This is a genomic window from Pseudomonas sp. 1121_17, from assembly GCF_052850745.1.
Genome location: NZ_VXCX01000001.1, coordinates 267999 through 286291, shown reverse-complemented (window position 1 = coordinate 286291; position 18293 = coordinate 267999). Strand labels below are relative to the sequence as shown.

Below are 18293 nucleotides of genomic sequence, written 5' to 3'. Positions count from 1 at the left end.
TTACAGCCTGTGTTTAAGCAACAATTGGCCGACCTGCACGGCGTTGAGTGCCGCACCCTTGCGCAGGTTGTCGGTGGTCAGCCAAAGGTTGAGCTGCTCTGGTTCATCAATTCCGTGCCGTACACGACCAACATAGACCACGTCTTGGCCGACTGCGTCACCCACCGGTGTCGGATAATCATCCGCTTCGACCAATTCGATGCTCGCCGCCGCCTCCAGCGCCTGGTTCACCGCACCCAGATCCACCGGGCGCCGGCTTTGCACGGCCACACTCAAGCTATCGCCGAAAAACACCGGGACTTGAACGCAGCTCACAGAAATCTTCAGCGCTGGCATATCCAGCAGCGCGCGCAGCTCCTTGACCAGGCGCCGCTCTACCGCGCTGTGGCCGTGCGCATCAACGGCGCCGACCTGGGCCAATACGTTGAACGCGATCTGCCGATCGAAGAAGCGCGGCTCCAATGGCCGCGCATTGAGCAGCTCGGCGGTCTGCCGGGCCAGCTCGCCCACCGCTTCCTTGCCTTGGGCCGACACCGCCAGGCTGGCCATGACCTGCACCCGCTCGATATCGAGCAGGCCCTTGAGCGGCGCCAACGCCACCGCCAGGGCCACGGCACTGGCACTTGGGCTGGTGATCAGCGCGGGCAGGCTCAGGCCGGCCACCTGCTCGGGATTGGCTTCTGGTACCAGAGCAACGGCGTGCTCAAGCTCGCCGGACAGGTCGATCACGCTGCAACCGGCAGCATGGGCCTTGCTGGCGAAGCTGCGGCTGACCGCCGGGCCCGCAGCAAAGAAGGCCAGCTTGACCTGGCTGAAGTCGAAGCTGTCGACCTCACGCACGCGCACCTTTTTGCCGGCGAACATCACACTGCTGCCAGCCGATTCCATGCTGGCCAGCAGATGCAGGGTGCCCACCGGGAATTCGAGCTCTTCGAGGATCTGCACGAGAGTTTCACCGACACTGCCGGTGGCGCCGATCACGGCGATATCTAGGGGTTGGCTCATGGGGAGTCCTCTGCTGAAACGGCGGGAGCGGCACTTTACTTGGATTCTCAGCCTGGGGGTACCTTGGCCGCGCCATCTACCGCCCATAAAAAAACCCGCGCTGGGCAACAGCGCGGGTTTTTCTTCAGTGCAAACGCAATCAGCGCTCCAGCAGAATCCGCAGCATGCGGCGCAGCGGCTCGGCAGCACCCCACAGCAGCTGGTCACCGACGGTGAACGCGCCCAGGTACTGGCTGCCCATGTTCAGCTTGCGCAGACGACCAACCGGCACGTTGAGGGTACCGGTGACGTTGGTCGGGCTCAGCTCTTGCATGCTGATTTCACGCTGGTTCGGCACCAGTTTCACCCATGGGTTGTGCTGGCTGATCATGCCTTCGATATCGGCCAGCGGCACATCCTTGTTGAGCTTGATGGTCAGCGCCTGGCTGTGGCAACGCATGGCACCGATGCGCACGCAGATGCCGTCGACCGGGATCGGGCTCTTGAAGCGGCCGAGGATCTTGTTGGTCTCGGCCTGGGCTTTCCATTCCTCACGGCTCTGGCCGTTGGGCAGCTCTTTGTCGATCCACGGGATCAGGCTACCGGCCAGCGGCACACCGAAGTTCTCGGTAGGGAAGGCTTCGCTGCGCATGGCCTCGGCAACCTTGCGGTCGATGTCGAGGATGGCGCTGGCCGGGTTGGCCAGGTCTTCGCTGACGGAAGCGTTGATGCCGCCCATCTGCTTGATCAGCTCGCGCATGTTCTGCGCGCCAGCACCGGAAGCGGCCTGGTAGGTCATGGCGCTCATCCACTCGACCAGACCCGCTTCGAACAGGCCACCCAGGCCCATCAGCATCAGGCTGACGGTGCAGTTGCCGCCGATGTAGTTCTTGGTACCGGCATCGAGCTGCTGGTCGATCACCTTGCGGTTCACCGGATCGAGGACGATCACCGCGTCATCCTGCATACGCAGCGAAGAAGCAGCGTCAATCCAGTAACCCTGCCAGCCAGCTTCGCGCAGCTTGGGGAAGACCTCGTTGGTGTAGTCGCCGCCCTGGCAAGTCAGAATGACGTCGAGGGTCTTCAGCTCTTCAATGCTGTAGGCGTCCTTCAGCGGAGAGATATCCTTGCCCACGTTCGGACCCTGGCCACCGACATTGGAGGTGGTGAAGAACACCGGCTCGATCAGGTCGAAGTCCTGCTCTTCCAGCATGCGCTGCATGAGCACGGAACCGACCATTCCACGCCAACCGATCAGACCTACACGTTTCATCGCAACTACACCTTTGCTAAAAAGTGGGCCGCCACCGAGAGATATTGGCAGCGGGCCAGAGAGATTACAGATTCCGCAGCGCCGCGACTACTGCATCGCCCATTTCCTTGGTGCCAACCTTGTTGCAGCCGGTCGACCAGATATCACCCGTGCGCAGGCCTTGATCGAGCACCTGGCTGACCGCCTGCTCGATGGCCTCGGCAGCAGCGTGCTGATTGAAGCTGTAACGCAGCATCATCGACACCGACAGGATGGTCGCCAACGGGTTGGCTACGCCCTGGCCGGCGATGTCTGGCGCCGAGCCGTGGCATGGCTCGTACATGCCCTTGTTGTTGGCATCCAGCGAGGCCGAAGGCAGCATGCCGATGGAACCGGTGAGCATCGACGCTTCATCCGAAAGAATGTCACCAAACATGTTGTCGGTAACCATTACATCGAACTGCTTGGGTGCCCGCACCAGCTGCATGGCGGCGTTGTCGACGTACATGTGGCTGAGTTCGACGTCTGGGTAATCCTTGGCAACCTCTTCAACCACTTCACGCCACAGCTGGCTGGACGCAAGTACGTTGGCCTTGTCGACCGAGCACAGCTTCTTGCCACGCACGCGGGCCATGTCGAAGCCGACCCGGGCAATCCGGCGCACTTCGCTTTCGCTGTATGGCAGGGTGTCGTAGGCCTGACGCTCGCCGCCTTCCAGCTCGCGCTGGCCACGCGGGGCGCCGAAGTAGATGCCGCCGGTGAGTTCACGGACGATGAGGATGTCCAGGCCCGAGACGATTTCCGGCTTCAGCGAAGAGGCGTCGGCCAGTTGCGGGTAGAGAATCGCAGGACGCAGGTTGGCGAACAGGCCCAGTTGCGCACGAATCTTCAGCAGGCCGCGCTCTGGACGAATGTCCCGCTCGATCTTGTCCCACTTCGGCCCGCCGACGGCGCCCAACAGCACCGCATCAGCGTTGCGCGCACGCTCAAGGGTGGCATCCGCCAATGGCACGCCATGTGCGTCGATGGCAGCGCCACCGATCAGATCGTGCTCCAGGGCGAAACCGAGCTGGAACTTGTCGTTGGCCAGCTCCAGCACCTTGACCGCTTCGGCCATGATTTCCGGGCCGATACCGTCACCTGGGAGAATCAGAATCTGCTTGCTCATGCTTTTCTTTATCCGTTCAAACGGCGTGGCCGCCATGGCCGCGCCGAACAAAAATTAATACCCGACCTGCGCGCTGCTTCAGGCTTCGCGGAAGAGCCATGGCTGGCTGGCGCGGTGCCTGGCTTCGAACGCCTGGATCGACTCGCTATCCTGCAAGGTCAAGCCAATGTCGTCGAGACCATTGAGCAGGCAATGCTTGCGGAAGGCGTCGATCTCGAAGTGCAGGACCTTGCCATCAGGACGGGTAACGGCCTGCGCCTGCAGGTCGACGGTCAGCTGATAGCCTGGAATGGCTTCGACCTGCTTGAACAACTCGTCGACTTCTTCGTCGCTGAGGATGATCGGCAGCAAGCCGTTCTTGAAGCTGTTGTTGAAGAAGATATCTGCAAAGCTTGGCGCGATGACGCTGCGAAAGCCATATTCGTCGAGGGCCCATGGGGCGTGCTCACGGCTCGAGCCGCAACCGAAATTTTCCCGGGCGAGCAACACACTGGCACCTTGGTAACGTTCGTGGTTGAGCACGAAGTCCTTGTTCAACGGGCGCTTGCTGTTGTCCTGGTATGGCTGGCCAACGTCCAGGTAGCGCCATTCATCGAACAGGTTCGGACCGAAGCCGGTGCGCTTGATCGACTTGAGAAACTGCTTGGGGATGATCTGGTCGGTATCGACGTTGGCGCGATCCAATGGCGCAACCAGGCCGGTGTGTTGGGTAAAGGCTTTCATGCTGCGCTCCCTTGAATCAACTCGCGGACATCGATGAAGTGGCCAGTCACCGCGGCAGCGGCGGCCATTGCCGGGCTGACCAGATGGGTACGACCACCGGCGCCCTGCCGACCTTCGAAGTTACGGTTGGAGGTCGATGCGCAATGCTCGCCGCTTTCCAGCCGATCCGGGTTCATCGCCAGGCACATCGAACAGCCCGGTTCACGCCATTCAAAGCCGGCTTCGATGAAGATCTTGTCCAGCCCTTCCTTCTCGGCCTGAGCCTTGACCAGGCCCGAGCCCGGTACCACCATCGCCTGCTTGACGGTAGCGGCGACCTTGCGGCCCTTGGCGATTTGGGCGGCAGCGCGCAGGTCTTCGATGCGCGAGTTAGTGCACGAGCCGATGAACACCCGATCGAGACGAATATCGGTGATCGCCTGGTTGGCACTCAGGCCCATGTACTTGAGCGCGCGCTCGATCGAGCCACGCTTGACCAGATCCGGCTCGGCAGCTGGATCCGGTACACGCTGGTCAACGGCCAGGACCATCTCCGGCGAGGTGCCCCAGCTGACCTGTGGCTTGATCTGTGCGGCGTCGAGCTCGACCACGGTATCGAATACCGCATCGGCATCGGATACCAGCCCTCTCCAGGCGGCAACCGCTTGCGGCCACTGGCCGACAGTCGGCGCGTAGGGACGGCCTTCGACGTAATCGATGGTGGTCTGGTCGACAGCGACCAGGCCAACTCGGGCGCCGGCCTCGATGGACATGTTGCAGATGGTCATGCGGCCTTCCATCGACAAGTCGCGGATGGCGCTGCCAGCAAATTCCATGGCATGGCCGTTACCGCCGGCGGTGCCGATCTTGCCGATCACGGCAAGGACGATGTCCTTGGCGGTCACGCCTTCGCCCAACCGGCCCTCGACACGGACCAGCATGTTCTTCATTTTTTTCGCGACCAGGCACTGGGTGGCGAGCACGTGCTCGACCTCGGAAGTGCCGATGCCGTGGGCCAGTGCGCCGAAAGCGCCGTGAGTCGAGGTGTGCGAGTCGCCACAGACCACGGTCATGCCCGGCAAGGTGGCGCCCTGCTCTGGGCTGATGACGTGAACGATGCCCTGGCGAATGTCGTTCATCTTGAATTCGACGATGCCGTATTCGTCACAGTTTTCATCGAGGGTCTGCACTTGCAGACGCGACACCTGGTCAGCGATGGCCTCGATGCCGCCCTTGCGCTCAGGGGTAGTGGGCACGTTGTGATCGGGCGTAGCGATGTTGGCGTCGATCCGCCACGGCTGCCGCTTGGCCAGACGCAGGCCTTCGAATGCCTGGGGCGACGTCACTTCGTGAATGATGTGGCGATCGATGTAGATCAACGACGAACCATCGTCGCGTCGCTTGACCTCATGCGCATCCCAGAGCTTGTCGTAAAGCGTTTTGCCGGCCATCAGACTGTTCCTCATCAGCGTCTTTCTATGCCAATAACCCCTTGGCTTGTACGGGCGATGCTATGGGTTTAGATTGAATAACTCAAATTGATAATTTTTATGCTTTGGATAACCAAAAGGAATACCAGCAGTGGACCTGGCCAACCTCAGTGCGTTTATCGCCATCGCCGAGACCGGTAGTTTTTCTGGCGCAGGTGAGCGCCTGCATTTGACCCAGCCTGCCATCAGCAAACGCATCGCTGGCCTTGAGCAGCAACTGGACGTTCGCCTGTTCGATCGACTGGGCCGCGAAGTGACCCTGACCGAGGCTGGCCGCGCTCTGCTCCCGCGTGCCTACCAGATACTCAATGTACTCGACGATACACGGCGCGCCCTGAGCAATTTGACCGGTGAAGTCACGGGGAGGCTGACCCTGGCGACCAGCCACCATATCGGCCTGCACCGCCTGCCACCGTTATTGCGGGCTTTCACCCGTCAGTACCCGCTGGTTGCGCTGGATATTCAGTTCCTCGATTCGGAAGCGGCCTACGATGAAATACTCCACGGCCGGGCTGAAATCGCGGTAATTACCCTGGCCCCCGAACCGCACAACCTGGTGCGCGCGGTGCCGGTCTGGGACGATCCGCTGGATCTGGTGGCTGCCCCCGAGCACCCGCTGGCCAGCAGCGAGACAGTAAGCCTGGCTGACGTCGCCCGCCATCCGGCAGTGTTTCCCGGCGGCAATACCTTTACCCACCACATTGTCCAGCGCCTGTTCGAAAGCCAGGGCCTGACACCCAACATCGCCATGAGCACCAACTACCTGGAAACCATCAAGATGATGGTCTCGATCGGCCTGGCCTGGAGCGTGCTGCCGCGGACCATGCTCGATGATCAGGTGGCGCCCATCGTTTTGCCCGGCGTAAAGCTGAGGCGGCAGCTAGGCTACATTCTGCACACCGAGCGCACCCTTTCGAATGCCGCCAAGGCATTCATGGCCCTGCTCGACAGTCACGCCGGCAGCGCCTGACGGTTCGTCGGGGCGGCACACCACTCTCAGGGACAGGTCACTCGCCAAAGGTCTGGTATCGATGCCCAAATCAGCTAACCGTTTTCCGCGCTTGCCGCGTATTCCTGCTGTCGACCCGCAGGACTCGGAGTTGGCCTGGCAGAACGCCCCGCAGTTGTTGGCGGCGCTCAATGGCGCGCAATTGGGCGCTTGGCTGTGGGATATCGACAGTGGCCGAATCAGTTGGTCGCGAGGTACCCAGGCGCTGTTCGGCTTCGATCCGCAGCAGCCTTTGCCCAGTGATATTGACTACCTTGAACTGCTCCCGGAGGAAGACCGCGCGCGTACCCGCCTGGCGTTTCAGGCGGTGGTCAATGGCGAGCCCATCGAGCAGGCCATGCGTCATCGGATTCGCTGGCCCGACGGCAGCCTGCACTGGCTGGAAGTCAGCGGCAGCCTGACCCACGACCGTAATGGCCGCCGGCAGATGATCGGCGTGATCCGCGAAATCACCCGCCAGCGCGACCGCGAAACGGCCTTGATCAACTCGGAAAAACGCTTTGCCAGCCTGTTTCACATGAGCCCCAATGCGATTCTGCTCAGCCGGCGTAAAGACGGCATGCTATTCGAGGTCAACCAGCATTTTGAAGACATGTTCGGCTGGCCCGGGGCGCAGATCGTCGGTAAGACCAGTATCGAACTGGGCCTGTGGGTGCATCCGGAACAGCGCCAGCAGGTACTGGAGGCGACCCGCTACAGCACCGGCCCGATCACCATGGAAGTGCAGTTTCGCGGCAGCGGCGGCAAGGTCCACGACGGCATCCTGTGCACCCAGAGCATCGAGCTGGAAGGCGTGACGTTTCTGCTCACCACTTTTGTCGACACCAGCGAGCGCAAGCGCGCCGAGCTTGCCCTCAAGGACAGCCAGGAACGCCTCGACCTGGCACTGGACTCTGCCCAGCTGGGCACCTGGGACTGGCATATCCCCAGTGGCATGCTCTACGGCTCGGCGCGCGCCGCGCAGCTGCATGGGCTGGAGCCGGTGCCGTTTCATGAATCCTTCGAAGCGTTTTTCGAAGGTGTGCCTGAACATGAGCGGGAGGCCATGCGCGAGTCTTATCGCAGCTTGCGCGAAGGCCCGGCGGGCAGTTACCAGATCACCTACCGGGTGCAGCTGGAAAATGGCGCAGCGCGCTATATAGAAAGCCGCGCCCGTCTCTACCGTGACGAGCAGGGCGATCCGTTGCGCATGGCTGGCACCCTGCTCGACATCACCGATCAGGTCGAGCGCGAGCAGCGCCTGAGCGCCTCTGAAGAAAAGTTCGCCAGCCTGTTCCAGGTCAGCCCCGACCCAATTTGCGTAACCCGTCAGGACAACGGCCAGTTCATCGAGATCAACCCGGCCTTCAGCCAGACCTTTGGCTGGAGCGCGCAACAGGTGCTCGGCCGCACCGCCGAGCAGATCGGCCTGTGGGCAGAAACCGCAGAGCGCGCCCAGCGTATCGAACACGTGATCCGCGAACGGGCGCTGAGCAACGTCGCAGTGGTGGTCAACCATCGTAGTGGCGCGCCCATGACCTGTGTCATTTCCAGCCGCCTGATCATGGTCGACAACCAGACCTGCAGCGTGACCTCACTGCGTGACATCACCCAGCAGCAGCGCGCCGAAGCGGCAATCAAGGCCAGTGAAGAGAAATTCGCCAAGGCGTTTCACTCCAGCCCCGACGCCATCACCATAACCGTGCGCGCCAGCGGCCTGTACCTGGAAGTCAACGACGGCTTCTGCCGCCTGACGGGCTACAGCATTGACGAAGTGATCGGGCGTACCGTGCACGAGCTCGGCATCTGGGCCGACGACACGCAACGGGCGACCTTGCTCAGCGAGATCAAACTGCGCGGGCGGGTGCACCACCGCGAGATGCTCGGACGCAACAAACGCGGCGAGCTGCTGACGGTGGAAGTGTCGGTCGAGCCGATTACCCTGAATGCCACCGAATGCCTGCTGCTGACCGCGCGCGACGTCAGCCAGCTGAAAAACGCCCAGGCGCAGATTCGCCACCTCGCTTACCACGACCCCCTTACCAACCTGCCCAACCGCGCCCTGCTGATGGACCGCCTGAGCCAGCAGATCGCCCTGCTCAAGCGGCACAACCTGCGCGGCGCGCTGCTGTTTCTCGACCTCGATCACTTCAAGCACATCAATGACTCACTCGGTCACCCGGTCGGCGACATCGTGCTCAAGGTCATCACCGCCCGGCTCGAGGCTAGCGTGCGCCTGGAAGACACGGTGGCGCGCCTGGGCGGTGACGAGTTCGTGGTCTTGCTCAGCGGTCTGGAAGGCAGCCGCGAGGCGGTTGAAGGCAAAGTCCGCGAACTGGCCGATACCCTGCGCGAACTGCTCGCCGAGCCGATGTCTCTGGACGGCCAGCGCCTGCAAGTCACCCCCAGCATTGGCGTTGCCTTGATCCCCGATCATGGGACAACGCCCGCCGACTTGCTCAAGCGCGCCGACATTGCCCTGTACCGGGCGAAGGACTCTGGGCGCAACACCACCCAGCTGTACCACACCACCATGCAAAAAGCCGCCAGTGAACGCCTGCGCATGGAGAATGACCTGCGCCAGGCGTTGGCCCGCGGCGAACTGGCACTGCACTTTCAGCCGCAGGTGGATGCCCGCGACAATCGCATTGTCGGCGCTGAAGTACTGCTGCGCTGGCATCACCCGCAACTGGGGCAGCAACCGCCCTCGCAGTTCATCCAGGTGCTGGAAGAAAGCGGGCTGATTCTGGAGGTGGGTAGCTGGATTCTCGACGAGGCCTGTGATGCCTGCGCCGGGATGCTCAGCGACGGCCTGATCAAGGCGGACGAATTCAGCCTGTGCGTGAATATCAGCCCGCGGCAGTTCCGCCAGAACGACTTTGTTGGCAGAGTGCTGCGCACCCTGGACGACTATCGCCTGCCCCGACACATGCTCAAGCTGGAGATTACCGAGGGCATCGTGATCCAGAATCTGGAGGACACCATCGCCAAGATGCGTGAACTCAAAGTCTACGGCGTGAGTTTTGCCATGGATGACTTCGGCACCGGTTACTCATCGCTGACCTATCTCAAGCGGCTGCCGGTGGATACCTTGAAGATCGACCAGTCATTCGTGCGCGATGCGCCGATAGATCCAAACGATGCCGAGATCGTCCGCGCCATCGTCGCCATGGCCCGCAGCCTTGAGTTGACGATCATTGCCGAGGGCGTCGAGCTGAGCGAGCAGTTGGCGTTTCTGGAGCGGCTGGGTTGCCATTTGTATCAGGGGTATTTGCATAGCCGACCGTTGCCGCTGAGCGAGTTCAGGCAAATGTTGCTTGAGGCACCGGCGGATTATTGATCAGGCGGGGGATAGAGGAATGGGGCCGCGAGGCGGCCCCAGCCAATCGTCAGTTCAACGCTGGCTTGTCAGCACTGATCGGGATCCGCTTGGCTTTGGCTTCTTCCGGCACGACGCGCAGCAGTTCGACGCTGAGCAGTCCGTTGGCCAGGCCTGCGGATTTCACTTCGATGTGGTCGGCCAGGCGGAACGACAACTTGAAGGCACGCTGAGCGATGCCCTGGTGCAGGTAGGTCACTGCGTCGTTGCTGGCGTCGCGTTTGCCGCCAGTAACTGTCAGCACACCCTTCTCAACCTGCAGTTCAAGGTCTGATTCCTGGAAGCCTGCTGCTGCAACCACGATGCGATAGTGATCATCGCCATGTTTTTCCACGTTGTAGGGCGGGTAGCTGCTACCGGCCTCATTACGCGCCGCGGATTCGAACAGGTCGTTGAAACGGTCGAAACCAACGGAATGGCGGAACAGTGGTGCAAGGGAGAAAGCGGTAGTCATGGTCATAAACTCCTGAAAATCAGCAAGTGAGTCAATCCGCGACCCGAATTCGGCATCGCGTACTAAATAGATATGGCCCGACCAACCGCTTTCAAGAGCTCAACCAAAAAAATTTCTTAAAATTTGCTCAGGCTACTGCTTCACATGGCAGCTGGCTGATGTCGGCACCCAGCAAATGGGTGATCCGCTGACAATCATCGACCCGGCGCAGTTCGGCAAACAACAGCACCGCTTCCGGATAGCTGCGAGTCAGCATTGCCACCCACTGCTTCATCCGCCCCGGCGCATAGCGCGGCGACAGCTTGGCCTGGGCCTGACGCCAAAACTCGCGCAGCAACGGCAACAGCGCCTGCCAGGCAAGCGGCTGATACTCGAGCCCCGCCCGTGCAGCAGCAATCTGCAGGCCCAGATCAGGCCGCGACACCAGGCCACGGCCGAGCATGATGTCTTCAGCGCCGCTGACCTCGCGGCACCGTCGCCAGTCGTCAACGGTCCAGATCTCGCCATTGGCGAACACCGGCACCTTGACCACATCCTGCACCCGCGCCACCCACTCCCAGTGCGCCGGCGGCTTGTAGCCCTCGACCTTGGTCCGTGCATGTACCACCAGGTGCGCCGAGCCACCTTCGGCCAACGCGGTAGCGCAATCGAGAGCGCCATCCGGGGTATCGAAGCCCAGACGCATCTTGGCCGTGACCGGGATGTGGGCAGGCACCGCCCGGCGCACTTCCCGCACGATCGCGTGGAGCAACTCCGGCTCCTTCAGTAACACCGCACCGCCGCGGGATTTGTTCACCGTCTTGGCCGGGCAGCCGAAATTCAGGTCGATCACCGGCGCGCCCAGCTCGCAGGCCAATGCAGCGTTTTCAGCCAGGCACACCGGATCGGAGCCAAGCAACTGCACGCGCATGGGCACACCTGCCGCAGTACGCGCGCCGTGGCGCAGCTCAGGGGCAAGCTTGTCGAACTGGGAAGGTGGCAGCAGGCGGTCGCAGACGCGAATGAACTCGGTCACGCACCAGTCGACACCGCCGACCCGCGTGAGCACGTCGCGCAGGATGTTGTCGACCAGCCCCTCCATGGGGGCCAGGGCAATTTGCATGGATGGCTCTCGCGAAAAAGGCGGCAGTCTAGCAAACAATCATGCGGGCTCAGACACCGATCAGCGCCTGCCCATAACCTTCAATGAATTCGCCCGGCATACGCTTGGGCTTGCCGGTCGACAGTTCGATACAGACAAAGGTGGTTTGCGCGCGCAGCAGGGTCACGCCGTCGCTCGGGCGCTTGAGCTGAAACCGGCGGGTCATGCGCAGGCGCTGGTCCCAGTCGACGATCCAGGTGGCCAGTTGCAGCTCGTCATCTTCGTAGCCGGCAGCCAGGTAATCGATTTCGTGGCGAACAACGGCCATGGCCCGGTCAAGACGGCGGTATTCGGCCAGGTCCAGACCCAGACGCTGCGAGTGGCGCCAGGCGCAGCGCTCCAGCCAGGTGACGTAGACCGCGTTGTTGGCGTGGCCGAGGCCGTCGATGTCGTCACCGCCAACGCGTAGGTCGATGATGAATGGCGATGCCAGATCCCAGCTCATGCGCGCTCCGAAGGTCATTGAACGCGTTGAGTGTACCGGATGCTCACGCGCTTTGGCGTGCTGGTGTGGCAGCGCGCGCCAGCAACTCAAGCACGCCTTCGACCAGGAGCGGGTCTGCCAGCACACGCTGGTGGCCGCCGTCTTCGAGCATCAGCAAGCGGCTGTCGAACCAAGCCTTGTGGATCAATTGCGCTTCGCTGGCAGCGACCAGAGGATCATCACTGGCGTGCGCTATCAGGCCCGGCAGCTCGAGTTGATAGCCGTTGACGTCAAGCCGGGCGACTTGCAGGCCGACATCCTGCTCGACCTGGCGAATAAACGCCGCCTGCGCCCGCGCCGGCATGCCCAGCCTCTGGGCAAAACCGCGCAATACCCCGAGCAGTTGCGCCGGCGCGGCAATGCTGACCGCAGCCTCGGTGCGCAAGCCCCATTGCAGCGCCAGCAAGACACTGGCGCCACCCATGGAATGGCCAATCACGGCGCGCAGCGGTGGTAGTTCGGCAGCGGCTTCGAGTAGCGCCCGGGCAAACAGCGCCACATGCGCCTGGCGCCCCGGAGAACGTCCGTGGGCCGGCCCTTCCAGAGACACCACGGTATGCCCGGCCGCCACCAGCGCTTCAATCAACGCGGCAAACTGGGTTGGGCGCCCTTCCCAACCGTGCATCATCAGCACTGTCGGCCCCTGGCCCCAGCGCAGCGCTGACAGGCCGAAGCGCAAGGTGATGCGTTCAGCTGTCGCCAGCAAGGGCAACTCCCATTGCCGCGGCGGCAGGTTGCGTGGGGTCATGAAGGCGCGGCGCATCCTGCCCGCTATATGCTCAGGGGCCAGCCGGCCCAGGGTACCGTTGACGCCGCGAATCCAGCTCAGGGTAGTCATCATCAATACTCCAGTCAGGCCCCTAGATGACCGCCGACTTGGCGGCGCGCAGGATTCGGTCGGACAGCTCACTGGTGCCCAGCGCCCGGGCCAGCGCCAGGCCGCCGATCATCAGCGCCAGGTCGGCCAACGCCTTGTCGGCGTCTTCAGGGCGGTCGACCATCTGCGCGATCATCAGCTCCAGGTGCTCGGCCAGCGCCTCGCGAAACGCCTCCGGCAGGCGCTGCATCTCGCTCAGCGAGGTGGGCAACGGGCATGCCTGCTCGAGCGCGTCGCGATGCTTGCGTGACAGGTAGAAAGCAGCAGCGAGGGCACGGCGGCCGGCGCCGTCCAGGGCGGGATCGATCTGGATGAATAAACCGCGGCGCTCGCTCAGCAGTTGGCTGAACGCCTCGAGCATGAGCTCGTCCTTGCTGTCGAAGTGCGCGTAGAAACCGCCGACTGTCAACCCGGCGGCGCCCATCACCTGACTGACACTGGGCTCGGCCGGTCCGTGCTGGATCAGCGCGCTGCGGGCTGAATCGAGAATGCGTTGGCGGGTCTTGCTCTTCTTGTCGTTCATAAGCCACCGTATAAATATTATGATTGAAATATGATGTACATAATATTTATTGGCAAGCGAAAAATTCGAGCTCAGGCCGCTTCATTGAAAAAGTCAGGAAGGCAGAAAAAACAAAAGGCCCATTCAATAATCGAATGAGCCTTATAAGCCCCGCAAAACGCGAGAAAAAATTGGCGTCCCCTAGGGGACTCGAACCCCTGTTACCGCCGTGAAAGGGCGGTGTCCTAGGCCACTAGACGAAGGGGACTTGTAACCTTCGTGCAGGCACGCTTTCACGAACCCTGGCAAATATTGGTGGAGCTAAGCGGGATCGAACCGCTGACCTCCTGCATGCCATGCAGGCGCTCTCCCAGCTGAGCTATAGCCCCTAAAACAAAAGGCCCATCCAATATGCGAATGAGCCTTTAAAGCCCCGCAAAACGCGGGTAAAACTGGCGTCCCCTAGGGGACTCGAACCCCTGTTACCGCCGTGAAAGGGCGGTGTCCTAGGCCACTAGACGAAGGGGACATAACCTTCGTGCCGGTTCGTTTGCACAAACCGCGGCAAAATTGGTGGAGCTAAGCGGGATCGAACCGCTGACCTCCTGCATGCCATGCAGGCGCTCTCCCAGCTGAGCTATAGCCCCGGATTTCTAGCCTCGCGGCCCAGCGACATGGTTAGACATCGCTTGTGTAAAACTGGCGTCCCCTAGGGGACTCGAACCCCTGTTACCGCCGTGAAAGGGCGGTGTCCTAGGCCACTAGACGAAGGGGACGAACCTTCTACCGTGAAACCTGGCACTGCAGCCGGGTTTCATTCTCCGCCAGCAGTGCTGGCCAAGAATCGGAATTTGGTGGAGCTAAGCGGGATCGAACCGCTGACCTCCTGCATGCCATGCAGGCGCTCTCCCAGCTGAGCTATAGCCCCACAATGTCGCTTTGAACTGAATTGCCGGCTGGGTTGCTGACAGTTCTTTACGTTCATCGCTGTGGACGGGGCGCATATTAAGATCGGATGGCTATGCTGTCAAACAAATTTTTGAAATTAACCAAAAGATTTTTCACAGATAACAATCACTTACCGCCCTGCCCCGGCAACTGACGATTTTGCCTGCGGCAGCCGGCCCGCCCAGCATCAGCTGGGGCAGGCAAGCACGCTTGGGTAACTGGCTGTCAGGCAATGTTGGCCAGCAGTTTTTCCCATTCCTTGTTTTCTTTCTTCGACACACCACCGAGCAGATCCAGCGCCTGGCGCAGGCGGTAGCGAGTCAGGTCAGGGCCAAGGATTTCCATCGCATCCAGCACCGACACCGAACTGGCCTGGCCGGAGATAGCAGCAAACATCAGCGGCATGGCGTCACGCAGCTTCAGCTCAAGCGATTCGACCACGGCCTGGATGCAACCGGTGATGCGGTCTTTCTCCCACTGGCGCAAGCTCTCCAGCTTCCACAGAATCAGCTGGATGACCTGGCGGACTTGATCGGGCGAGAGCTTTTTGTGCTCGAACAGCTTTGCATCAAGCTTCAACGCACCCTCGAAGAAGAAGCCACCCAATGGGGCGATCTGGCTGAAGGTCTCTACGCGGCCCTGCACATGCGGCGCGATTTTCATCATGTAATCGCTGTTGAACGCCCACTTCTGTACCCGTGCAGCGAACTCCTCGACCGGCAACTCACGCAGCCACTGGCCGTTGAGCCAGGACAGCTTTTCGATATCGAAGATCGGCCCACCCAGGGAAACCCGCGACAGGTCGAAGTGCTCGACCATCTCGGCCAGGGAGAACTTCTCGCGCTCGTCCGGCATCGACCAGCCCATGCGGCCGAGGTAATTGAGCATGGCTTCGGGCATGAAGCCCATGCGCTCGTAGAAGGTGACCGAGGTCGGATTCTTGCGCTTGGACAGCTTGCTCTTGTCCGGGTTACGCAGCAGCGGCATGTAGCACAGCTGCGGCTGCTCCCAGCCGAAGTACTCATACAGTTTGATCAGCTTGGGCGCCGACGGCAGCCACTCTTCGCCACGCAGGACGTGAGTGATGCCCATCAGGTGGTCATCGACCACGTTGGCGAGGAAGTAGGTCGGCAGGCCGTCGTTTTTCATCAGGACCTGCATGTCCATGCGATCCCACGGGATCTCGACATCGCCACGGAGCATGTCCGGGACCACGCAGACGCCTTCGCTTGGCACCTTCATGCGGATCACATGGGGCTCACCAGCGGCCAGGCGACGCTGCACTTCCTCAGCGCTGAGCAACAGCGCGCGGCCGTCGTAACGCGGCGTCTCGCCCCGGGCCATCTGTTCGGCGCGCATCTGGTCGAGTTCTTCTGCGGTGCAGAAGCAGTAGAACGCATGCCCGGCGTCAACCAATTGCTTGGCGTACTTCGCGTAGATCTCGCCACGCTCGCTCTGCCGGTAAGGGCCGTGCGGACCGCCCACGTCCGGGCCTTCGTTCCACTCGATGCCCAGCCAGCGCAGGGCGTCGAAGATCTGCTGTTCCGACTCACGGGTCGAGCGCAGCTGATCGGTGTCCTCGATGCGCAGGATGAATTCGCCGCCGTGCTGCTTGGCAAAGCAGTAGTTGAACAGGGCAATGTAGGCGGTGCCAACATGGGGGTCGCCGGTGGGCGATGGCGCGATACGCGTGCGAACGGTGGTCATGGAGGGTCTCGAACGAAGTTGAAACAAAGGCGCGATGTTAGCAGGGAGCGGGCATCAGGCTCCAGCGGTGGCGCAATCGCCTCGCCGTCAGACCGGGCGTGCCGGTGATCGGCAGGCTATGCCGATCACCGAACCCGTCGGGCAACCTAGCTGGTGATCAGCCGCTCACGTAGCTTGGTGATCTCGTCGCGCATCTGCGCGGCGGCCTCGAACTCGAGATCGCGCGCCAGCTGGAACATCTTCTCTTCCATCTGTTTGATGCGTTTGGTGATCTCGCCTGGGGTGCGCAACTCGGCTTCGTAGCGAGCGCTCTCCTCCGCCGCCTTGGCCATGCCTTTGCGCTTCTTGCTGCGCCCGCCGGGGATGTTGGCGCCTTCCATGATGTCGGTGATGTCCTTGACCACCCCTTTGGGCACGATGCCATTGGCCTCGTTGAAGGCGATCTGCTTGGCCCGCCGGCGCTCGGTCTCGTCGATGGCGCGCTGCATCGAGCCGGTCATGCGGTCGGCATACAGGATGGCCTTGCCGTTGAGGTTACGCGCTGCGCGGCCGATGGTCTGGATCAGCGAGCGGTCCGAGCGCAGGAAACCCTCCTTGTCGGCGTCCAGAATCGCCACCAGCGACACTTCGGGCATGTCCAGGCCTTCACGCAGCAGGTTGATCCCCACAAGCACATCGAAGGTACCCAGACGCAGGTCGCGAATGATCTCTACCCGCTCGACAGTGTCGATGTCCGAGTGCAGATAGCGCACGCGTACGTCGTGGTCGGCCAGGTAGTCACTGAGGTCTTCGGCCATGCGCTTGGTCAGAGTGGTGGCCAGCACGCGCTCGCCAACGGCCACGCGCTTGCCGATCTCCGATAGCAGGTCGTCGACCTGGGTCAGCGCCGGGCGGATTTCTACCAACGGATCAACCAAGCCGGTCGGCCGCACCACCTGCTCGACGACACGCCCGGCATGCTCCGCCTCGTACTGACCGGGGGTGGCCGAAACGAAGATGGTCTGCGGGCTGACCGACTCCCATTCATCGAAGCGCATGGGCCGGTTGTCCAGCGCCGATGGCAGACGGAAACCGTACTCGACCAGAGTCTCCTTGCGTGAACGGTCACCTTTGTACATGGCGCCGACCTGCGGAACGCTCACGTGCGACTCGTCGATCACCAGCAGGGCGTCGGCAGGCAGGTAGTCGTACAGGGTGGGCGGCGGCGCACCGGAAGGCCGGCCAGACAGGTAGCGCGAGTAGTTTTCGATACCGTTGCAATAGCCCAGCTCGAGGATCATTTCCAGGTCGAAGCGGGTGCGCTGCTCGAGGCGCTGCGCCTCGACCAGCTTGTTGTTCTTGTGCAGGTACTCAAGGCGGTCCTTGAGCTCTTCCTTGATGCCCTCGATTGCCCCAAGCAGGGTTTCACGCGGGGTTACATAGTGGCTCTTCGGATAGAAGGTAAAACGTGGCAGCTTGCGCAGCACCTCGCCGGTCAACGGGTCGAAGGCGGCGATGTTCTCCACTTCGTCATCGAACAATTCGATGCGGATCGCCTCGAGGTCTGACTCGGCCGGGTACACGTCGATGACATCACCGCGCACGCGGAAGGTGGCGCGGGCGAAGTCCATTTCGTTGCGGGTGTACTGCAGATCGGCCAGGCGCCGCAGCAACGCACGCTGGTCGAACTTGTCGCCGCGATCGATGTGCAGGACCATCTTGAGGTACGTTTCAGGGCTGCCCAGACCGTAGATGCACGACACCGTGGTGACAATGATGGCGTCGCGTCGCTCGAGCAGGGCCTTGGTAGCCGACAGGCGCATCTGCTCGATATGGTCGTTGATCGATGCATCCTTCTCGATGAAGGTGTCCGAAGACGGCACATAGGCTTCCGGCTGATAGTAGTCGTAGTAGGAAACGAAATACTCGACCGCGTTGTTCGGGAAAAACGCCTTGAACTCGCCATACAACTGGGCCGCCAGGGTCTTGTTCGGCGCCAGCACCAGGGTTGGCCGCTGCACCTGCTGAATCACGTTGGCGATACTGAAGGTCTTGCCCGAGCCGGTTACCCCGAGCAGGGTCTGGTGCGAAAGCCCGGCGTCGATACCCTCGACCAACTGGCGAATCGCCTCAGGCTGGTCGCCGGCCGGCTGAAAACGGGTGACAAGCTGAAACTCGGACATGGCAGACCTCGAGCAACTGTAAATATAGCCAGTAGTCTACACCGAAACGGGCCTT

14 protein-coding genes and 6 tRNA genes are annotated in these 18293 nt (G+C 61.7%); 2 read left to right on the top strand and 18 right to left on the bottom strand.

Features of this window, described 5'->3' with window-relative positions; all coding sequences use genetic code 11:
* From FW789_RS01375 to leuC, 5 genes are all read right to left on the bottom strand, one after another.
* On the bottom strand, positions 1–1005 hold the full coding sequence (locus FW789_RS01375) for an aspartate-semialdehyde dehydrogenase (RefSeq protein WP_411564503.1): 1005 nt from the start codon (positions 1003–1005) through the stop codon (positions 1–3).
* Between the two features lie 139 nt (positions 1006–1144).
* Positions 1145–2257 carry an aspartate-semialdehyde dehydrogenase gene (gene asd / locus FW789_RS01370; RefSeq protein WP_446430792.1) on the bottom strand — a complete coding sequence of 371 codons (1113 nt, stop codon included), beginning with the start codon at positions 2255–2257 and terminating at the stop codon, positions 1145–1147.
* A gap of 64 nt (positions 2258–2321) precedes the next feature.
* On the bottom strand, positions 2322–3404 hold the full coding sequence (leuB, locus tag FW789_RS01365) for a 3-isopropylmalate dehydrogenase (RefSeq protein WP_150572950.1): 1083 nt from the start codon (positions 3402–3404) through the stop codon (positions 2322–2324).
* A gap of 78 nt (positions 3405–3482) precedes the next feature.
* Positions 3483–4127, bottom strand: coding sequence for a 3-isopropylmalate dehydratase small subunit (leuD, locus tag FW789_RS01360; RefSeq protein WP_103438106.1), 645 nt, complete (start codon positions 4125–4127; stop codon positions 3483–3485).
* Positions 4124–5557: a 3-isopropylmalate dehydratase large subunit gene (leuC, locus tag FW789_RS01355; protein WP_103438107.1), complete on the bottom strand. Its 1434-nt coding sequence runs from the start codon at positions 5555–5557 to the stop codon at positions 4124–4126. The genes leuD and leuC overlap by 4 nt, the downstream gene beginning before the upstream one ends.
* Before the next feature lie 130 nt (positions 5558–5687).
* Here leuC and FW789_RS01350 point away from each other — a divergent pair, with 130 nt between their 5' ends.
* Entirely contained in the window at positions 5688–6566 is an 879-nt protein-coding gene (locus FW789_RS01350) for a LysR family transcriptional regulator (RefSeq protein WP_103438108.1), read from the top strand.
* A 61-nt stretch (positions 6567–6627) separates the two neighbouring features.
* Positions 6628–9924, top strand: a complete 3297-nt coding sequence (locus FW789_RS01345; RefSeq protein ID WP_446430791.1) for a PAS domain S-box protein — start codon at positions 6628–6630, stop codon at positions 9922–9924.
* 49 nt (positions 9925–9973) lie between these two features.
* Here FW789_RS01345 and FW789_RS01340 read toward each other — a convergent pair whose 3' ends face one another.
* From FW789_RS01340 to uvrB, 13 genes are all read right to left on the bottom strand, one after another.
* Complete coding sequence (locus tag FW789_RS01340) at positions 9974–10417, bottom strand: Hsp20 family protein (protein ID WP_101321435.1); 444 nt, start codon at positions 10415–10417, stop codon at positions 9974–9976.
* Positions 10418–10544: 127 nt separating this feature from the next.
* Complete coding sequence (locus FW789_RS01335; protein WP_101321437.1) at positions 10545–11519, bottom strand: tRNA dihydrouridine synthase; 975 nt, start codon at positions 11517–11519, stop codon at positions 10545–10547.
* 49 nt (positions 11520–11568) lie between these two features.
* Complete coding sequence (locus FW789_RS01330) at positions 11569–12003, bottom strand: acyl-CoA thioesterase (protein ID WP_186700129.1); 435 nt, start codon at positions 12001–12003, stop codon at positions 11569–11571.
* 43 nt (positions 12004–12046) lie between these two features.
* Positions 12047–12880, bottom strand: coding sequence for an alpha/beta hydrolase (locus FW789_RS01325; RefSeq protein ID WP_103438828.1), 834 nt, complete (start codon positions 12878–12880; stop codon positions 12047–12049).
* A 22-nt stretch (positions 12881–12902) separates the two neighbouring features.
* A complete protein-coding gene (locus FW789_RS01320) occupies positions 12903–13442 on the bottom strand; it encodes a TetR/AcrR family transcriptional regulator (protein WP_446430790.1) in 540 nt (179 codons plus the stop codon).
* A gap of 171 nt (positions 13443–13613) precedes the next feature.
* A tRNA-Glu gene (locus FW789_RS01315) sits at positions 13614–13689 on the bottom strand.
* Between the two features lie 45 nt (positions 13690–13734).
* Positions 13735–13810: transfer RNA gene (locus tag FW789_RS01310), tRNA-Ala, on the bottom strand.
* Positions 13811–13874: 64 nt separating this feature from the next.
* Positions 13875–13950 (bottom strand) — tRNA-Glu (locus FW789_RS01305).
* A 42-nt stretch (positions 13951–13992) separates the two neighbouring features.
* Positions 13993–14068: transfer RNA gene (locus FW789_RS01300), tRNA-Ala, on the bottom strand.
* A 53-nt stretch (positions 14069–14121) separates the two neighbouring features.
* Positions 14122–14197: transfer RNA gene (locus FW789_RS01295), tRNA-Glu, on the bottom strand.
* A 76-nt stretch (positions 14198–14273) separates the two neighbouring features.
* Positions 14274–14349 (bottom strand) — tRNA-Ala (locus tag FW789_RS01290).
* 245 nt (positions 14350–14594) lie between these two features.
* Positions 14595–16076 carry a glutamate--tRNA ligase gene (gene gltX / locus FW789_RS01285; protein ID WP_103438112.1) on the bottom strand — a complete coding sequence of 494 codons (1482 nt, stop codon included), beginning with the start codon at positions 16074–16076 and terminating at the stop codon, positions 14595–14597.
* Positions 16077–16222: 146 nt separating this feature from the next.
* On the bottom strand, positions 16223–18238 hold the full coding sequence (gene uvrB, locus FW789_RS01280) for an excinuclease ABC subunit UvrB (protein ID WP_103438113.1): 2016 nt from the start codon (positions 18236–18238) through the stop codon (positions 16223–16225).
* Between the last annotated feature and the right edge of the window lie 55 nt (positions 18239–18293).

What these genes read in the sequence shown, in the direction of transcription:
- FW789_RS01320 (WP_446430790.1), bottom strand. Translation starts at nt 13,442, where the DNA reads ATGAACGACAAGAAGAGCAAGACCCGCCAACGCATTCTCGATTCAGCC.
- leuD (WP_103438106.1), bottom strand. Translation starts at nt 4,127, where the DNA reads ATGAAAGCCTTTACCCAACACACCGGCCTGGTTGCGCCATTGGATCGC.
- gltX (WP_103438112.1), bottom strand. Translation starts at nt 16,076, where the DNA reads ATGACCACCGTTCGCACGCGTATCGCGCCATCGCCCACCGGCGACCCC.
- leuB (WP_150572950.1), bottom strand. Translation starts at nt 3,404, where the DNA reads ATGAGCAAGCAGATTCTGATTCTCCCAGGTGACGGTATCGGCCCGGAA.
- FW789_RS01340 (WP_101321435.1), bottom strand. Translation starts at nt 10,417, where the DNA reads ATGACTACCGCTTTCTCCCTTGCACCACTGTTCCGCCATTCCGTTGGT.
- FW789_RS01345 (WP_446430791.1), top strand. Translation starts at nt 6,628, where the DNA reads ATGCCCAAATCAGCTAACCGTTTTCCGCGCTTGCCGCGTATTCCTGCT.
- asd (WP_446430792.1), bottom strand. Translation starts at nt 2,257, where the DNA reads ATGAAACGTGTAGGTCTGATCGGTTGGCGTGGAATGGTCGGTTCCGTG.
- FW789_RS01375 (WP_411564503.1), bottom strand. Translation starts at nt 1,005, where the DNA reads ATGAGCCAACCCCTAGATATCGCCGTGATCGGCGCCACCGGCAGTGTC.
- FW789_RS01330 (WP_186700129.1), bottom strand. Translation starts at nt 12,003, where the DNA reads ATGAGCTGGGATCTGGCATCGCCATTCATCATCGACCTACGCGTTGGC.
- FW789_RS01335 (WP_101321437.1), bottom strand. Translation starts at nt 11,519, where the DNA reads ATGCAAATTGCCCTGGCCCCCATGGAGGGGCTGGTCGACAACATCCTG.
- leuC (WP_103438107.1), bottom strand. Translation starts at nt 5,557, where the DNA reads ATGGCCGGCAAAACGCTTTACGACAAGCTCTGGGATGCGCATGAGGTC.
- FW789_RS01325 (WP_103438828.1), bottom strand. Translation starts at nt 12,880, where the DNA reads ATGACTACCCTGAGCTGGATTCGCGGCGTCAACGGTACCCTGGGCCGG.
- uvrB (WP_103438113.1), bottom strand. Translation starts at nt 18,238, where the DNA reads ATGTCCGAGTTTCAGCTTGTCACCCGTTTTCAGCCGGCCGGCGACCAG.